The sequence below is a fragment of the Chryseobacterium sp. CS2K3 genome, assembly GCF_059515185.1.
This window is the reverse complement of the sequence record NZ_JCAKRW010000008.1, coordinates 179,629-195,887: the sequence shown is the minus strand read 5'-3', so window position 1 is coordinate 195,887 and position 16,259 is coordinate 179,629. Positions and strand designations below refer to the sequence as shown.

At 35.4% G+C, this 16,259-nt stretch carries 17 protein-coding genes; 11 read left to right on the top strand and 6 right to left on the bottom strand.

Annotated features, from left to right (window positions below; all coding sequences use genetic code 11):
- Positions 1–2,112, top strand: coding sequence for a tetratricopeptide repeat protein (locus AC5YGG_RS15165; protein WP_496145303.1), 2,112 nt, complete (start codon positions 1–3; stop codon positions 2,110–2,112).
- A gap of 40 nt (positions 2,113–2,152) precedes the next feature.
- Here AC5YGG_RS15165 and AC5YGG_RS15160 read toward each other — a convergent pair whose 3' ends face one another.
- The 4 genes from AC5YGG_RS15160 to AC5YGG_RS15145 form a co-directional block, all read right to left on the bottom strand.
- Positions 2,153–2,758, bottom strand: a complete 606-nt coding sequence (locus AC5YGG_RS15160; RefSeq protein ID WP_496145302.1) for a DUF4126 domain-containing protein — start codon at positions 2,756–2,758, stop codon at positions 2,153–2,155.
- Positions 2,759–2,966: 208 nt separating this feature from the next.
- Complete coding sequence (gene rnpA, locus AC5YGG_RS15155; RefSeq protein WP_496145301.1) at positions 2,967–3,338, bottom strand: ribonuclease P protein component; 372 nt, start codon at positions 3,336–3,338, stop codon at positions 2,967–2,969.
- On the bottom strand, positions 3,338–4,063 hold the full coding sequence (locus AC5YGG_RS15150; protein WP_496145300.1) for a tRNA threonylcarbamoyladenosine dehydratase: 726 nt from the start codon (positions 4,061–4,063) through the stop codon (positions 3,338–3,340). The genes rnpA and AC5YGG_RS15150 overlap by 1 nt, the downstream gene beginning before the upstream one ends.
- Positions 4,056–4,682 carry a TatD family hydrolase gene (locus AC5YGG_RS15145; RefSeq protein ID WP_496145365.1) on the bottom strand — a complete coding sequence of 209 codons (627 nt, stop codon included), beginning with the start codon at positions 4,680–4,682 and terminating at the stop codon, positions 4,056–4,058. Before AC5YGG_RS15145 ends, AC5YGG_RS15150 begins: the two co-directional genes overlap by 8 nt.
- A gap of 96 nt (positions 4,683–4,778) precedes the next feature.
- Here AC5YGG_RS15145 and AC5YGG_RS15140 point away from each other — a divergent pair, with 96 nt between their 5' ends.
- From AC5YGG_RS15140 to AC5YGG_RS15105, 8 genes are all read left to right on the top strand, one after another.
- On the top strand, positions 4,779–5,408 hold the full coding sequence (locus AC5YGG_RS15140; protein WP_076553179.1) for a TetR/AcrR family transcriptional regulator: 630 nt from the start codon (positions 4,779–4,781) through the stop codon (positions 5,406–5,408).
- A gap of 103 nt (positions 5,409–5,511) precedes the next feature.
- Positions 5,512–6,507 (top strand): outer membrane protein assembly factor BamD, encoded by a 996-nt coding sequence (locus AC5YGG_RS15135; RefSeq protein WP_496145299.1) that lies wholly within the window; start codon positions 5,512–5,514, stop codon positions 6,505–6,507.
- 42 nt (positions 6,508–6,549) lie between these two features.
- Entirely contained in the window at positions 6,550–6,873 is a 324-nt protein-coding gene (locus AC5YGG_RS15130; RefSeq protein WP_039370228.1) for a DNA-directed RNA polymerase subunit omega, read from the top strand.
- A 123-nt stretch (positions 6,874–6,996) separates the two neighbouring features.
- Positions 6,997–8,202 carry a bifunctional phosphopantothenoylcysteine decarboxylase/phosphopantothenate--cysteine ligase CoaBC gene (coaBC, locus tag AC5YGG_RS15125; RefSeq protein ID WP_496145298.1) on the top strand — a complete coding sequence of 402 codons (1,206 nt, stop codon included), beginning with the start codon at positions 6,997–6,999 and terminating at the stop codon, positions 8,200–8,202.
- 121 nt (positions 8,203–8,323) lie between these two features.
- Entirely contained in the window at positions 8,324–9,226 is a 903-nt protein-coding gene (gene porD, locus AC5YGG_RS15120) for a type IX secretion system protein PorD (RefSeq protein WP_496145297.1), read from the top strand.
- Entirely contained in the window at positions 9,217–9,480 is a 264-nt protein-coding gene (locus tag AC5YGG_RS15115; protein ID WP_496145296.1) for a hypothetical protein, read from the top strand. The genes porD and AC5YGG_RS15115 overlap by 10 nt, the downstream gene beginning before the upstream one ends.
- A 66-nt stretch (positions 9,481–9,546) precedes the next feature.
- Positions 9,547–9,747, top strand: a complete 201-nt coding sequence (locus tag AC5YGG_RS15110) for an SMI1/KNR4 family protein (RefSeq protein WP_496145295.1) — start codon at positions 9,547–9,549, stop codon at positions 9,745–9,747.
- Between the two features lie 94 nt (positions 9,748–9,841).
- Positions 9,842–11,491, top strand: a complete 1,650-nt coding sequence (locus tag AC5YGG_RS15105) for a DNA repair protein RecN (protein ID WP_496145294.1) — start codon at positions 9,842–9,844, stop codon at positions 11,489–11,491.
- Positions 11,492–11,589: 98 nt separating this feature from the next.
- On the opposite strand, the gene fumC is transcribed toward AC5YGG_RS15105, so the two are convergent.
- On the bottom strand, positions 11,590–12,984 hold the full coding sequence (gene fumC, locus AC5YGG_RS15100; protein WP_496145293.1) for a class II fumarate hydratase: 1,395 nt from the start codon (positions 12,982–12,984) through the stop codon (positions 11,590–11,592).
- A 198-nt stretch (positions 12,985–13,182) separates the two neighbouring features.
- Here fumC and AC5YGG_RS15095 point away from each other — a divergent pair, with 198 nt between their 5' ends.
- Together AC5YGG_RS15095 and AC5YGG_RS15090 are read left to right on the top strand one after the other, a co-directional pair.
- A complete protein-coding gene (locus AC5YGG_RS15095; RefSeq protein WP_496145292.1) occupies positions 13,183–14,790 on the top strand; it encodes a fumarate hydratase in 1,608 nt (535 codons plus the stop codon).
- A 93-nt stretch (positions 14,791–14,883) separates the two neighbouring features.
- Positions 14,884–15,168 carry a hypothetical protein gene (locus AC5YGG_RS15090; RefSeq protein ID WP_181575077.1) on the top strand — a complete coding sequence of 95 codons (285 nt, stop codon included), beginning with the start codon at positions 14,884–14,886 and terminating at the stop codon, positions 15,166–15,168.
- 93 nt (positions 15,169–15,261) lie between these two features.
- Here the strand turns inward: AC5YGG_RS15090 and AC5YGG_RS15085 are convergent, their stop codons facing one another.
- A complete protein-coding gene (locus AC5YGG_RS15085; protein WP_496145291.1) occupies positions 15,262–16,134 on the bottom strand; it encodes a helix-turn-helix domain-containing protein in 873 nt (290 codons plus the stop codon).
- Positions 16,135–16,259 lie beyond the last annotated feature (125 nt).

Sequence of the window (16,259 nt, the reverse complement as noted above, 5' to 3'; positions counted from 1 at the left end):
ATGAATCCGAGAGTTTTAGAATTAATAAAAAATCCGAAAAATATCCAGTTAGAGGACCTTGGTCTTTTAAAGGATGAGATTCATGCATTTCCCTATATTCAAAATATCAGGGCACTTCACCTGTACGGAGTACACCTGTATGAAAAAGAAAGCTACCAGAAAGAACTTTCTACAACGGCAGCCTATACCACTGATAAAAAAATTCTTTATCAGCTGATCAACGGGAAAATCCAACAGGAAGCAAAACAGGAAGAAGTAGTTGAAGATAAATCCCCTTCAAAAACATCAGAAAAACCTGTCCGATATAACTACAAAGACAAAGGCTTCCCTATCAAAAGAGAAGAAACTGCTCCTGAAATAACAGATGAACAGGCTGCATGCAACTTACAAGTAGCTCAGGACATAAAACCTGTGTTCATAAACGGCGAAAGAAACAGAATCCTGTTTGAAGGTGAAGAAAACTTTCTGGATGAAGAAAATACAGAAACAATCGACCTTGAATCTACGCTGGAATCAGGAACTTTGGTAACCCAAAAAACTGAAAAAACAGTAGGGGAATCAATTCAGAATCAAGAAGAAAGCAAAGAGGAACAAAAAGAAATTGAGGAAAATGCTGGTGAAAACTTTACTCCTGAAACAATCATTGATGAAGACCAAATATCCTCTGAAAATGTAGCGGAAAAAGTAGAAGAAGATCACCATCTGAGCTTTGAAGAAATACAACCTCTATCTGAAGAAAATGCTGATGAAAATACAGCTGATCAATCAGTAGAAAATGAAATTATTACTGAAAATGAGGAGGCTTCTCAAGAACCGGAAACAATAGAACCAGAAGAAAATCTAGTAGAACAATCTATTGAGGCTGAACCCATTTCTGAAATTCAAGAATTCTCTGATCCTAAGGTTGAAGGAAAAGAGGAAACAGAAGATACTGTAGATGCAGAACTAAGCTTCCATGGAACAGATGCCTTTCTTCCGGATGTTAAAATTCAGGCAAACAATGAAGAAGTAACCGAATCTGCTGAAGTTACATTGCCTAATGTAAATAAGCATGAGGAGGAAATGAGACGTCTGATTGAAGAGGTTGAAAAGAAAATGAAGGAAACAAAAGCTGAAGCTGCCTTAGAAGAGAAAAAAGACGAGCCACAAGCCGCTGTAGAAGATCATGAAATCAGCTTTGCTGAAACTCAGAGCTTCCACTTTTGGTCTGCTGGGGAAGAAACACCAGTACCATCTGAAGAAGTAAAAACAGAAGCTGTACAAGAAGAGTCTGCTGAGCCTGTAAAGACTGTAGAAGAACCTTCTGATGTAATTGCTGTTGAAGAAAATACACCTGAATTTCAGACTTCGTGGAAACCTATGAGTCTTGAATCAAACATGCCGGATTCTTTAATCAGTAAATCTGTAGCTGTGCCAGCTGAAAATGCTTCCATTGAAGTAGAAAAACCTGTTTCTGAAGTAAAAACTCCGGTTAATGATTCTGAAACTGAAATTATAACTGAAAACTCTACCGACGATTCTTTACCATCCGAAGAAGAAACTAAGGATTCGGTTGAAGAACAACCTGAAAGTAATGACAATTCTGAAGAAAAAGAAGAAGTTATTGCAGCCAAAAAAGATGAAGAGGCTCCTGTAATGAATGTTTCATTCTTTAGTACGGATATTGCCAACCTGAGAGTTGAAAAACAGGCTGATAATAAAGAAATATCAGCAAAAGAAGAAACGAAAGATGTTGTGGAAAATAAGGCTCAATCTCCTGTAGACAGTAATGTTCCAGGGTTTATTAATACCTGGCAGAGTTGGCTGAAAATAGACCGAACAGAAGACGTTGAAAAAGAAAAAGAAGAGATCAAAGAAAAAGCGATTGAAACTTTTATTGAAAACAATCCTAGGATCAGTCAGTTAAAAGAAGAAAGCACCTACGTTGTTAAAGAAAAGAATGATGACATTTCACACTTAATGACAGAAACGCTTGCCAATCTTTATTTTGAACAGAAATTATATTCCAAAGCAATAAAAGCATTTGAAATACTGATCAAAAAGCATCCTGAAAAGAAAGAATACTTTACATCTAAAATTAAAGAAATAAAAGATTTCAGAAGTAAAAACTAAATATAAAAGGTACAGTTGTAAAATACTGTACCTTTTTATTTTATAGATCCTGAGAGGTCGTTTTACCCCGTAATTTTCTCCATGCTTTCCTGCCATAGATAATGACAAGGATCAAAAGAACGATTGCTATAATTGCTGCAATAATCGGTGCTGCCATTGCAAGAATAGACATAATCCCAGCTCCTGCAGTTTCAGTAGTTCCTACCACAGAATTTCCCAATCCTCCGGTAGTTGCCGTAGAAGCAGCCCTTATTCCTGCAAACCCTGAACTGATGGTTGCCGCTGTTCCGCCACCAGCAATTAATGCCAATGCCCATTGAGGAAAAGTACCCATGTCAGCAAACTGACTCGCAAATAGTACAGAACCGGCAACAGTTGCCATAGGAATAGAAACCGTATCCAATAAATGATCAATGAAAGGAATATAATAAGCAAGAATCTCAGCAACAGTTGCTATGCCTGTAGTAATAAGTGTAGGCAATCCTGCGAGCCATTCAAATTGTTCATTCATAGGGATCCAGTGAAAGTACGAAGCAAGGCTCACAATGAACATAGGGAGAAATACCCTAAAGCCTGTGGCTGCAGCTAACCCAATGCCGATAAAAGCACTCAGTACATAGGAAAGATAGGGAACTTGATCTAACATGTTAATTTTCAGATTTATTGTTTTCCCTAAATTACAAAAAGTATCTGAGATGAGAAGGTGTCAAGGATGTTATGAAATGTAAGTGCCCGAAAATGAATTTGTGACTAGGTTTGGAATAACATGTAAAATCAGCCTCCATTAAGAAGAATAAATGATATCATTCATTAAAACCGATAACCCATCACATTGTTGTATTGCGGGAATAAAATTATTTCTTCTGTGCCTCACAAAGCTTAATAAACTGTGCTTCCACATCCTGAAATTTCTGTGGCATTTCCGAAGACATCCAAAACAACATAGCAATAGTTTTATCTCCAAAAGCACTTTTATATAAGTCCTTATTTAAACGATAACATTCTCTTAGCAATCTTTTCACACGATTTCGATGAACAGCCTTTTTAAAATATCTTTTAGATACCGAAACCCCCAGTTTACCACTTTCTATAGGAAGAGTAGGTTTATCTTTCAAAATAATGATTCGCAGATTTCCGGAAGTTCTCCATTTACCTTTTTCAAAAAGTAAACTGATTTCCGCATTCTTTTTGAGCTTTTCCGCTCTGGGGTATTTGAAATTCTGCATTAATCTTGTTTAACTAAATAATTGATCACTTCCGCAGCTGCATACAGTCCGAAAATAGCAGGAATAAAACTGATTGTCCCATAAAATGACTTTTTGAAATTACTTCCGTCTGTCATTTTCAGACTTTCCTCCTTTTGGATTTCATTCGAAAATACACATCTGAACCCTTTGTTGATTTTCTCCTTTTTTAGTCGTTTTCTCACCTGTTTAGCAAGGAAGCAATTGTGAGTTTTACTGATGTCTCTTACCATTACCATGCTTGGATCAGTTTTACCTCCGGCTCCCATAGAACTGATGATTTTAATCTTTCTTCTTCTGGCTGCCTTAATCAGACAAATTTTTGGCGTTACACTATCGATGCAGTCAAGAACGTAATTAAACTTTGCAGCATCCAGAACTTCATCCATTCTCTCAGGATTAAGAAATTCATTGATCTTAACTAGATTAAGCTGTGGATTGATATCGAGAAGCCTTTCTGCAACCACTTCCACTTTATGCTTTCCAACGGTAGAATGTAATGCCGGAAGCTGTCTGTTGATGTTTGTAATATCCACCGTATCACCATCCACAATCGTCATATTGCCGACTCCTGCTCTGGCGAGAAATTCAGCAGCAAAAGAACCTACCCCTCCAAGTCCTACAACCAGAACATTGGCGTTGATCAGCTTATCCAATCCCTCTTCCTTTATCAATAGTTCAGTTCTTTCCAGCCAGTATTTATCCATTTCTTATCGTGTGTAAATTTTCTAAAATTTGTTCGTTGAGTTGATCCAAAGAAATCTCTTTTATTTCCGAAACCTTAAGGTACAATTCTTCGATCTTAAAATCTTCATTGTCAGTTTCTAGAAAGATTTTGTCTAATGGAGTGTTTTTTAAAATATCCTGCAAAGATAGATTATACAAAACAGCTTTTCCAAAACTCAGGTAAAAATTATTGGCAAGAAGATCCGCTGCGATCTGTTGTTTTTTATTAAAACCATGAATGATCATAGGCTGATGAGACTTTTTGCCTAATGAAATCACCTCATAAAATTTTCTTACACAATGTATAATAATTGGTTTTTTTACCTCATTTGCTATCTTGATCTGCTTAAGAAAAACCTTCTCCTGAATTTTCTGATCTATCGGCACAATAGAATCCAGTCCACATTCTCCGATGGCAAAACAATTATCAAACATCATACTTTTCATCCACTGAAGCTGTTTATCAATATTAATAATATCAATGTCCTGAGGATGAATCCCTATTGAATAAAGGGAGTCTGGCGGAATTTGTTCAATCTCCAAATTGTAAATTCCGTCTTTGATATATTTTTTATGATGATGAAAATCAAAAAATTCCATCTTCAAAAATACTATTATTTAGATTTAATATAAAATTATTAAACGAACGTTTACAATTGTGTTAAAAATTTCTTAACTTTACTCAAAGTACACTTCATGAAGAAAAAATTTACAGAAAAACAGATTCACATACTTGATATTGCAGAAGAGCTTATTGCAAAAAAGGGATACGAGGGGACTTCTGTAAGAGATATTTGTTCCAAAGCAAACATCAATGTTGCAATGATCTCTTATTACTTCGGTTCTAAGGAGAAAATGATGTCTTATCTCTATCAGTACAGAGTACTCAAAACAAGAGAGAATTTTTCAGAATTTGCAGATACTATTAAAGACGGCAAACCTGAAATGCAAATGCGCGAAATGATAAAATATATCGTTTCTCAACTTTTTAAATATAACTATTTTCATGGTTTTGTAACGCAGGAGCTTCGTCATACAGAAAATTTAAAAGATGAATTGCTGGATTTTTATCAGCTATTCGTAAAAAAACTGGATGAAGTTATTAAAAAAGGAGTGGCTTCCGGAGTGTTTACCTTTACACCGAAGCCCGAAGATATCCTTACCATGATTATCGGTTCCACCTTGTTTGTTATAAGAAACAAAAATTTTTATGAGCTTTACGTTCCTAGCAAAAATGAAGAAGCCTATGCTAAAGAAGCTGAGAAAAAGGTAAGAATGAATCTCTTACTAAGTGTTTTTGCCATTTTAGGATACGCTGCAGACTAAAATTACGTTAAATATTCATAAAAAAAAATCTATTGACAAAAAAGTTATATTTTTGCAAATTAGTAAATCGGCTGTATAATCCGAAAACTGTTGAATTTTTTATATGAAAAAATATATTTTAGGTCTTTTTGCTGTAGCCGTGATGGCATCATGTGTAAGCCAGCAGGAAAAAGCAATGAAGAGTGCTGATAAAGATTTTATCCTAAAAGCTGCTAATGAAAACTTCGCTAAGAAAAAGTGGAAAAATGCATTGGCTCTTTACGACAGACTAGCTAATCTTGTGGCAGGAACAGATGATTTTCCTAATGTAGGATTCAATACAGCTTATGCCAACTACTATGATAAGAGTTATAAGCTGGCGGGACATCAGTTCAAAAATTTCGCTGTCAATTTTCCAAAAGACCCTAGAGCAGAAGAAGCTGCCTATATGTCTGCACTTTGCTACTATGAAGGTTCTATGGATTATAACCTGGATCAGTCCAGTACAGAATTAGCGATCAATGAACTTCAGGACTTTCTGAACAATTATCCGAATTCTGAAAGATCTAAAAATATTTCTCAGCTGATCGATGAATTGTCTTATAAACTTGAGTTCAAAGCTTATGAAAATTCAAGACAATACTACAAAATGGGACAGTACAAAGCTGCAAATGTAGCATTGGAAAACGTTTTGGAAGATTTTCCAAGTACAAAACTTCGTCCGAAGATTTATGATTATATCATGAAATCTCGTTATGAGCTGGCGGTAAAGTCAATTTATGATCTGAAAGATGAACGTATTGAAAGTGCTTTAACCTATGCGAAGATGGTGGAAAAAGAACTTCCCAATACGGAATATTCTAAAACGGCATCAGAATTAAGAGCAAAGCTTGAAAAAGAAAAACAGAACTTTGTTGTTGTGAAAAAAGAGACAGAAGCAAAAATTGCAGCTCTTACAGCAAGACAAAAGAAAGCCGCTGACAAACTAGCAGAGCAAGGTAAAAAAGAACAGCAGGCTAAAGATCAGATCACTAATGAAAAGCAAGCAAAGCAGATGCAGAGGGACAGTGCGGCACTTCAGACCCCTCCACCTGCAGCGACTTTCAAAATTCAAAGATAATTCGTAAATTTGCCATCTTAAAATAAAAATAATTTTCTCAAAATGAGTGTAAAAGATACAAAAGCAGAAGTAAATACTATTACTTACGACAAAGATAAGATTGAAGATAAAGTAGGTTCAATCTACGAAGCTATTGTTATCATGGGAAAGAGAGCAGAGCAGATCAATGCGGAGATCCGTACGGAACTTCACAACAAATTGGATGAATTTGCCGTTCACAATTCTACATTAGAAGAAGTTTTCGAAAACAGAGAACAGATTGAGATCTCTAAGCATTACGAAAAACTTCCAAAGCCAACTTCAATTGCTATTGAAGAATGGTTAAACGATGATGTGTATTTCAGAAAGACAGAAGACAGAAAATAATCTTCCGTGTTTTTAATAAATCAAGGTCATAAAGGAATCAGGTTCTTTTATGACCTTTCTTGTTTTAAACCCTGATTGTGGGAAAAAATAAGTAATTTAGTATTTCCAAAAAATTAAAGCTAAATGAGTGTTTCCGGTAAAAAGATACTTATCGCCGTTTCTGGAGGAATTGCGGCATACAAAATTCATTTTCTGATTAGAGATTTTGTAAAACAAGGTGCCGAAGTACAGGTAATTATGACTCCCGACGCAGAACATTTTGTAACGAAACTAAGTTTGTCAACATTGTCGAAGAAACCTGTTTACTCAGACTTCTACGGAGATAATGGTACCTGGAATAGCCATGTAGAACTTGGGCTGTGGGCTGATGTTATCATAGTAGCTCCCTGTACAGCCAATACCTTGTCTAAAATGATTCATGGGATGTGTGATAATTTAGTGATCGCAACTTATATGTCAGCTAAATGTCCCGTATTTATCGCACCTGCAATGGATTTGGATATGTATGTACATCCGTCTACGAAGAAAAACCTTGAGCTTGCTGAAAGTTTTGGACATATCATTATTCCCGCAGAAAATGGAGAATTGGCAAGTGGACTTGTAGGACAGGGAAGAATGGCAGAACCAGCAACTATTTTTAATACGGTAGAACATTATTTTACAAACAATACTCCGGTAAAAACTCTTGAAGGAAAAACGGTTTTGATTACAGCCGGACCTACTTATGAAGCAATTGATCCTGTAAGATTTATAGGAAACCATTCCTCCGGGAAAATGGGATTCTCTTTAGCTGAGGAAGCTTCAAAAAGAGGAGCAAAAGTGATCCTGATTTCAGGACCAAGCTCTCAAACACTTAATGATAAAAATGTAGAACTACATAAAGTAACTTCTGCTAAAGAAATGTTAGCAAAGGTTTTTGAATTTTATGATAAGATCGATATCGGAATCGCCAGTGCAGCCGTTGCAGATTATGCTCCTAAGGATGTAGCTAAAGAGAAAATCAAGAAAAATGATGAAAATCTTACCATTGAATTGGTTAAAAATCCTGATATTCTTAAAACAATGGGCGAGAAGAAAACCCATCAATTTTTAGTAGGATTTGCATTGGAAACCCAAAATGAAGAGGAGAATGCAAAAGGAAAACTGGAAAAGAAAAATCTTGATATGATCGTTCTGAATTCTCTTCGTGACGAAGGTGCCGGATTTAAAAATGATACCAATAAAATCAAAATTTTTACCAAAACAGAGAAAACAGAATTTGATCTGAAATCTAAAGATGATGTAGCAAAGGATATCCTCAATTTTGTGGAAGTTCAACTTTTAAAATAATTTTAATAAATTTCCGTTCTCAATTTTTAATGGACAATGAAATCGTCAGAATTTACAAAGACAAGATCTATGAGGATGGTACGATTACAGGTGACATTTAAAAAACAATAAGTATCTCCATATGAAAAAAATTATAAGTTTATTTTTTCTGGTTTTTATATACAGCGTTGGATTTTCCCAGGAATTACTGGCAACAGTACAAGTAAATTCCCAGCAAATCGGAGGAAGTAACCAGCAGGCTTTTAAATCTTTGGAGAAAAGTCTTAGGGACTTTATCAATAATACCAGCTGGACAGGGAAAAAACTTCAGAACTTTGAAAAAATAAAATGTGGTTTTTCTATTGTTATTTCAGAGAAGGTGGATAACAGGTATAAAGGAACTATTGTTATTCAGGCTGTGCGCCCCGTTTATGCTACCACTTACGAAACCCCGTTATTAAATCTTCAGGATCAGAGATTTGGATTCGAATATATTGAAAATGAAAACCTTATTTTCAATGAAAGACAATTTTCCGGTAAAAACCTTACCGATGTCATCAGTTTCTATGTTTACCTTATTTTAGGATACGATGCAGATAGTTTCCAGTCTTTGAGCGGAAGTCAATGGTTTTCAAAAGCCCAGCAGATTGCCCAAAATTCACAGAACAGAAATTATGAAGGCTGGAATACCATCAATGAGCCGAGAAGCCGAACTATTTTGATTAACGAGATACTTAATCCTAGCTGGAGCCAGCTTCGTTCAGCAATATATACTTATCACAGATCCGGAATGGATAATCTTTTTAATCAGGATCAGACAGCAGCAAAGAAAGTGATCTTTGACACCCTGATGCAGCTGAAAATGTATGAAAATAATTTTCAGCAGGGATTTTTCTTTAATCTTTTCATGGATACCAAAAGTGATGAGATTTTCAATATTTTCAATTCCGGGAATAATGGAGGGATTATCCTTAATGACCTTAAACAGGTGATGATAACTCTTTCTCCCAAAAACATTGATAGTAAATGGAATAAATGGAAATAAACCGTCATCAGAAAGATATTGAAGACATTATTGATAGAACGCTCACTTTTTGGATTGAAAATGAAATCAATAAACTTCCCTGTGCTATTGAAGCAGAAATGCTTGCTCCAGTGCAGACTGATGATGAGTGGAAAACCTGGCTTCCCGTAAAAAGTAGAGTGACAGATGCTGATCTTGAGACATTAGAAGCAGAAATAGGTTTTATTTTTCCCGAAGACTTTAAATTATTCCTTAAGCATAAACATTTTTACTAGCTTCAGATTTCGGAAGTATCATTTTGTTCACATCCCATCAATCTTTGGAGAACGTCTCTACGGGAAATGATATTTGAAACCTATCCGAGGGAATTTCTTTTTGATAAAGGATATATTCCTTTTGCTACATACAGCGATTGGGGATTGATGTGTTTTGATACACATAATGATAACGCAATTGTCCTTTGGGATCATGAAGATGCAGATTCTTTTGAATATCAACACAAAAATTTTTATGAATTATTGAATAAAATTTCAAAAGTCTGAGTTTCATATTTATTAAAATCTGTCATTTCTGTTTTCGTTAAAAAAACTTATTTTTACACTCAATATTAATATCTGATAAAAACGCGGATTATCCATGCTTTCAAGAATTTACATTAAAAACTTTGCCTTAATTGATACACTGGATGTATCATTGAAAAACGGTTTGCAGGTGATTACCGGTGAAACGGGAGCCGGAAAATCTATTATTCTGGGAGCGCTTCGACTTATTTTAGGAGAAAGAGCAGATGTAAAATCAATAGCAAAAACGGAGGAGAAAAGCGTTGTTGAAACTGAATTCAATCTTAATAATCAATTTAAAAAGTTTTTTATTGAAAACGATCTTGATTATGAACTTCATACCATTATCAGAAGAGAAATCCTTCCATCCGGTAAGTCGAGAGCATTTATCAATGACGTTCCGGTAACATTGGATATTCTTAAAGAACTTTCTTCCCAATTGATTGATATTCACTCTCAATTTGAAACATCTAATCTTTTTACGTCAGAGTATCAGTTTAAAATCATTGATGGTCTTTCGGAAAATAAGATGATCATTGAAGAGTATCAACAGGAATTTTCCGATTTTCAGAATCTTAAACTGGTTCTCAAAAAACTAAAGACACAACTTTCAGAATCTACTAAAGAAAGTGATTATAAAGAGTTTTTACTCAATGAGCTTGAAGAATTGAAGTTGGATGATGTAGATTTTGAAGATATTCAGAATCAGCTTTCTATTCAGGAAAATGCAGGAATGATCTCTGAAAATGTAGGTCAGATCCTTTCAAGGTTTCATCAGGAGGAAATAGGAATTTTGTCTTTCTTTAATGAAGCAAAATCAAAGCTTTCAAGAATTTCTGAGGTTTCAACCGGTTTTGCAGAACTTGACGGAAGACTTGAAGCTTCTTTCGTAGAATTGAAAGATATCATTTCTGAACTTGAAGATGAAGCAGAAAAAGTGGAAATCAATCCGGATAACCTTATCTTTCTTACGGAGCTGAATAATAAAATTAATGCCTTATTCCTTAAGCATAATGTAACAGATGTTAACGGGCTGATAGAAATTAGAAATGAATTGGCAGGTGATCAGAAAGGAGCTTCCGAGTTAGAATCACAAATAGAAGAAACAGAAGAAAATATCTCTATAAAAGAAAAAACACTTCATGTTCTTGCAGACAAGCTTTCTAAAAACAGAAAAAAGAATATTCCTGTTTTCATTAAAAAAGCAGAAGGGCTTCTAAAAAAGCTAGGTCTTGAAAAAGCGAAAGTAGATATTGATTTGCAGGATGCTGTTGAATTCAATCAGTTTGGAAAAGAAAATATTCAGTTATTATTCCAGGCGAATTCAGGCTTCCCTTTAAAACCGATTCAGACTGCAATTTCTGGTGGAGAAAGATCAAGGGTAATGCTTGCTGTGAAAAAGATTATTGCAGAAAGTGACGAATTACCAACATTGATTTTAGACGAAATTGATACCGGAGTTTCTGGAAAAGTGGCAGAAGAAATTGGAAACCTGATGCGTGAGATGTCTGAAGATATGCAGCTTATCGTAATTTCTCACCTTGCGCAGGTTGCTGCAAAAGGAAATAATAACTATAAAGTTGTAAAACAGGATATTTCAGGTAGAACTCAATCTACTATTATACCTTTAAGTGAGGAAGACAAGCTGAACGAAATTGCCCAATTACTGTCAGGAAGTAAGATCACTGAAGCTGCTCTTGCACAGGCAAAGGAGCTGATCGGTTAAAAAGGTAAATTCAAGCTAAAAGAAAATCTAACGAATATAAATAGTAAAAGCCCCGAAAAATTCCGGGGCTTTTGGGTATTTAATCTATGTTTCTAAAATTATTTTAAACTACCTACCATATCTTCAGGTTTTACCCACTCATCAAACTGTTCAGCAGTTAAAAGTCCAAGATTAATGGCTTCTTCTTTTAACGTTGTTCCGTTTTTATGAGCTGTTTTTGCAATTTTTGCTGCATTTTCATATCCGATATGCGTATTCAGAGCGGTAACAAGCATTAAAGATTTATCTACAAGCTCTTTAATTCTCTCATGATTAGGCTCAATACCTACCGCACAGTGATCATTAAATGAAATACAGGCGTCAGCAATTAATTGTGCAGACTGAAGGAAATTGTTAGCCATTACTGGTTTAAAAACATTCAATTCATAATTTCCCTGGGTTCCTGCGAAAGAAATGGTTGTGTCATTTCCCAAAACCTGAGCACAAACCATTGTTAAAGCTTCATTTTGGGTAGGATTTACTTTACCCGGCATGATAGAAGATCCCGGCTCATTTTCAGGAATATGAATTTCCCCGATTCCCGAACGTGGTCCCGAAGCCAGCAATCTGATATCCTGAGCAATTTTGAATAAAGAAACAGCCAGTTGTTTTAATGCTCCGTGGCTTTCCACAATAGCATCGTGGGCAGCAAGTGCTTCAAATTTATTTTCTGCTGTGATAAACGGATGATTGGTAAACTTAGCAATATATTCAGCTACTTTCACATCATATCCGTTAGGTGTATTCAATCCGGTTCCTACAGCGGTTCCTCCAAGAGCAAGCTCGGAAAGGTGTGGAAGAGTATTTCTTAAAGCTCTTAATCCAAATTCCAATTGAGCAACATATCCGGAAAATTCCTGTCCTAATGTCAATGGAGTAGCATCCATCAGGTGGGTTCTCCCGATTTTTACTACATCTTTAAATGCCTTAGATTTTTCAGCAAGCGTATTTTTTAGTTTTTCAACAGCAGGAATGGTAACTTCCACTACTTTTTTGTAAGCAGCAATATGCATTGCCGTAGGATAAGTATCATTGGATGATTGAGATTTATTGACATCGTCATTCGGGTGTATTTCAGATTTTTCTCCTAACGTTCCTCCTTGGTTCACATGAGCTCTGTTGGAGATCACTTCGTTCACATTCATATTAGACTGAGTTCCTGAGCCTGTCTGCCAGATAACCAAAGGAAATTGGTCATTCAGTTTTCCTTCCAGAATTTCTTCACAAACCTTTCCGATCATATCTCTTTTTTCAGGTGAAAGAACATCCAGATCAGCATTAGCATATGCAGCTGCCTTCTTTAAATAGGCAAATGCTTCAATGATCTCATGAGGCATTGATCCTTCCGGACCTATTTTGAAATTGTTTCTGGAGCGTTCTGTCTGTGCACCCCAAAGTTTATCTGCCGGTACCTGCACTTCTCCCATGGTGTCTTTTTCTACTCTGTAATTCATTGTGATTGAAATTTTATAGTCTTTTTATACTGAAACCACATTTTTTTCTCTTTTGCGGGTTCATTATTTGGTTAGTATAAAGTTAGTTATAAAGTCAGAAACCCGCAATTTATAATCATTATAAATATCAATTTTAATGACTGATTTTACTCATCTTTTTTTACCGGAAGCCGTATTTTTGTACAAACAAAAAATTGAATGGAATTTAGATATCAGGATCCGTATCCAATTCAGAAAGATGATACGGTGTATAGAAAGCTTACATCAGATTATGTAAAGGTTGAAAAACTGGGTGACAGAGAAATTTTAACAGTTGACCCGAAAGGATTGGAGTTCTTGGCTGAAGAAGCTATGGCGGACGTTTCTTTCATGTTGCGTTCTTCACACCTTGAAAGCCTTAGAAGAATCATTGATGATCCTGAAGCTACAGACAATGACAGATTCGTTGCTTATAACTTATTACAGAATGCTGCAGTAGCGGTTGAAGGAGCTCTTCCTTCTTGCCAGGATACAGGTACAGCCATCGTAATGGGTAAAAAAGGTGAAAATGTATACACTGGAGTAGATGATGGGGAATTCTTAAGCCGTGGTATCTACAATACCTATCAAAAAAGAAATCTTAGATATTCTCAGGTAGTTCCTTTAACGATGTTTGATGAGAAAAACTCAGGGTCAAACCTTCCTGCACAGATTGACATTTATGCTAAGAAGGGAGATTACTATGAATTCTTATTCTTAACAAAAGGTGGAGGTTCTGCCAATAAAACATTCTTATACCAAAAGACAAAATCTTTATTGAACGAAAAATCTCTTGAAGAATTCGTTAAAGAAAGAATTTCAGATCTTGGGACAGCAGCCTGCCCGCCATATCACTTAGCTTTGGTAATCGGAGGTACTTCTGCCGAAGCAAATCTTGCAGCAGTGAAGAAAGCATCTGCAAAATATTATGACAATCTTCCTACAGAAGGAAATGAGGCAGGACAAGCATTCAGAGATCTTGAATGGGAAGCTAAAGTTCAGAAAATCTGCCAGGAAAGTGCTATCGGAGCTCAGTTTGGAGGGAAATATCTTACCCATGACGTAAGAGTGATCAGACTTCCAAGACACGCAGCTTCTTGCCCTGTAGGAATGGGAGTTTCATGTTCAGCAGACAGAAATATTAAAGGAAAGATTACAAAAGAAGGTATCTTCCTTGAGCAATTGGAACAGGATCCAAAAAGATTCCTGCCAGCTACGCCACCCCATTTGGAAGAAGCAATTGAAGTAGATCTGAATAAGCCAATGCCGGAAATTCTTGCTGAGCTTTCAAAATATCCAATCAAAACGAGATTGAAACTAAACGGTACCCTAATCGTAGCAAGAGATATTGCTCACGCTAAGATTAAAGAAATTATCGACAGCGGGAAACCAATGCCGGAGTATTTCAAAAATCACCCGATTTATTATGCAGGACCCGCAAAAACACCGGAAGGAATGGCTTCAGGAAGTTTCGGACCTACCACAGCCGGAAGAATGGATGTTTATGTAGACGAATTCCAGAGCCATGGAGGAAGTATGATCATGCTGGCAAAAGGAAACAGAAGTAAAGACGTTACCAACGCTTGTAATAAATACGGAGGTTTCTATCTTGGATCTATCGGAGGACCAGCAGCTATTCTTGCAAAAGACAATATTGTATCCGTAGACGTTGTAGACTTCCCGGAATTAGGGATGGAAGCAGTAAGAAAAATTGAAGTAAAAGACTTCCCGGCATTCATCATTACCGATGATAAAGGAAACGATTTCTTCGCAAATCTTGCCCACTAATTAGTTTAAAATTAAAATAAATTATAAAATAGAGCTTGTATCTTTTGTGTAAAAAAGAAAAAAGCTTTATTTTTGCCTAAAATCTTTAAGAGAATGATAACTATTTTATCAGCATTTTGGCCGTTCTACCAGTTCCTTTGGACTGTATTTTTCATTACTATGTTCTTAGTAGGATTCTGGTGTATTTTTATGTTCTTCGGATTAGTAATCCCAATGTGGCTTACTGAAGGTTTGAAAGAGTACTTCGGAAAAGTGAAGCCTTTCGATCCTGAAGATATCAGAAGAAAGCTTATTACTGAGCAGGAAGGTGTAGAGACAATCTACAGTCAACCTAAAGGAAACGGTCCTTTCCTTCATGATCACGGACATCATCATTAATTGATTGTCATTGCTTTTTCACCTGAATTCTGAAAAAGTAATATCAAAGCAAAACAACATATATAAACCGCTTAATTTTTTTAGGCGGTTTTTCTATTTATTATTTCTTAAATGCTCCGGTGATACTCCGAATTTCTTTTTAAAAGCGCGGGTGAAATTTTGTATATATTCATAACCACACTCAATAGCGATTTCCTTGATCATAATTTCCTTGTCAGCAATCAGTTTTTTTGCTTTCAGCATTCGTAATTCTGAAATATAATGCGTAACGGTTGTCTGATATTTCGTTTTAAATTCTTTTCGGATAATGTTTTGATTAAGACCTACCATCTTCCCGATTTCTTCGGCTTTAATATTTCTATGGTAGTTTTCATCAATGAATTTTTTGATTGTTTCCGCAATGTTTGAAGTGCTTTCCTGGTTATTTTTTTCATTAAATTGTTCAAAAATGAGGATAAGAAGCTTGATAACCTTTGCCTCAATGAATAATTTCTGAATAACTCCTTTTTTTGAATAGCTAAGTATTTCCTTTATAATCATATGCATTTCAACCGTTATTGTAGGTGGAGTTGATTTTCTTAGGAACATGAAATTATTATGAGTCATATCTTTCAGTATTTCAGCGCTTTCTTTATTCATTTTAGGATTTATAAGATTAAATATATAGCTGTATTTGAGATGAATATGTAAATATTTTAAATTTTCATCTCTTTCGCTCCATAATTCTGACTCATGTTCCTTTGATGAGTAATGTAATATGTATTGATTTTTCTGAAATGAAAATTCATTGCTGCAGTCATATGCTTTAAGATGAATACCCGAGCTTAATAAAAACAGAATATTAAAGCTTGATTTTCTTTCAATCAAAGCCGCTTTTTGAATTAAATCAGATCCTTTATCTTCCTGAATTATAATTTCAATATCCTCAGATTTAAATACAATTTCACTTTTCGAATCGTCCTTCATACAACACATTTACGGTAGGTATTTAAAAATAAACTTAAACAGGATAACTAAAAGTTGGGAAATGATAACCCGTAGTTAATTCTGAGCGGTACTTTTGCGCAAAATTAATTAAATTTAGAATAATT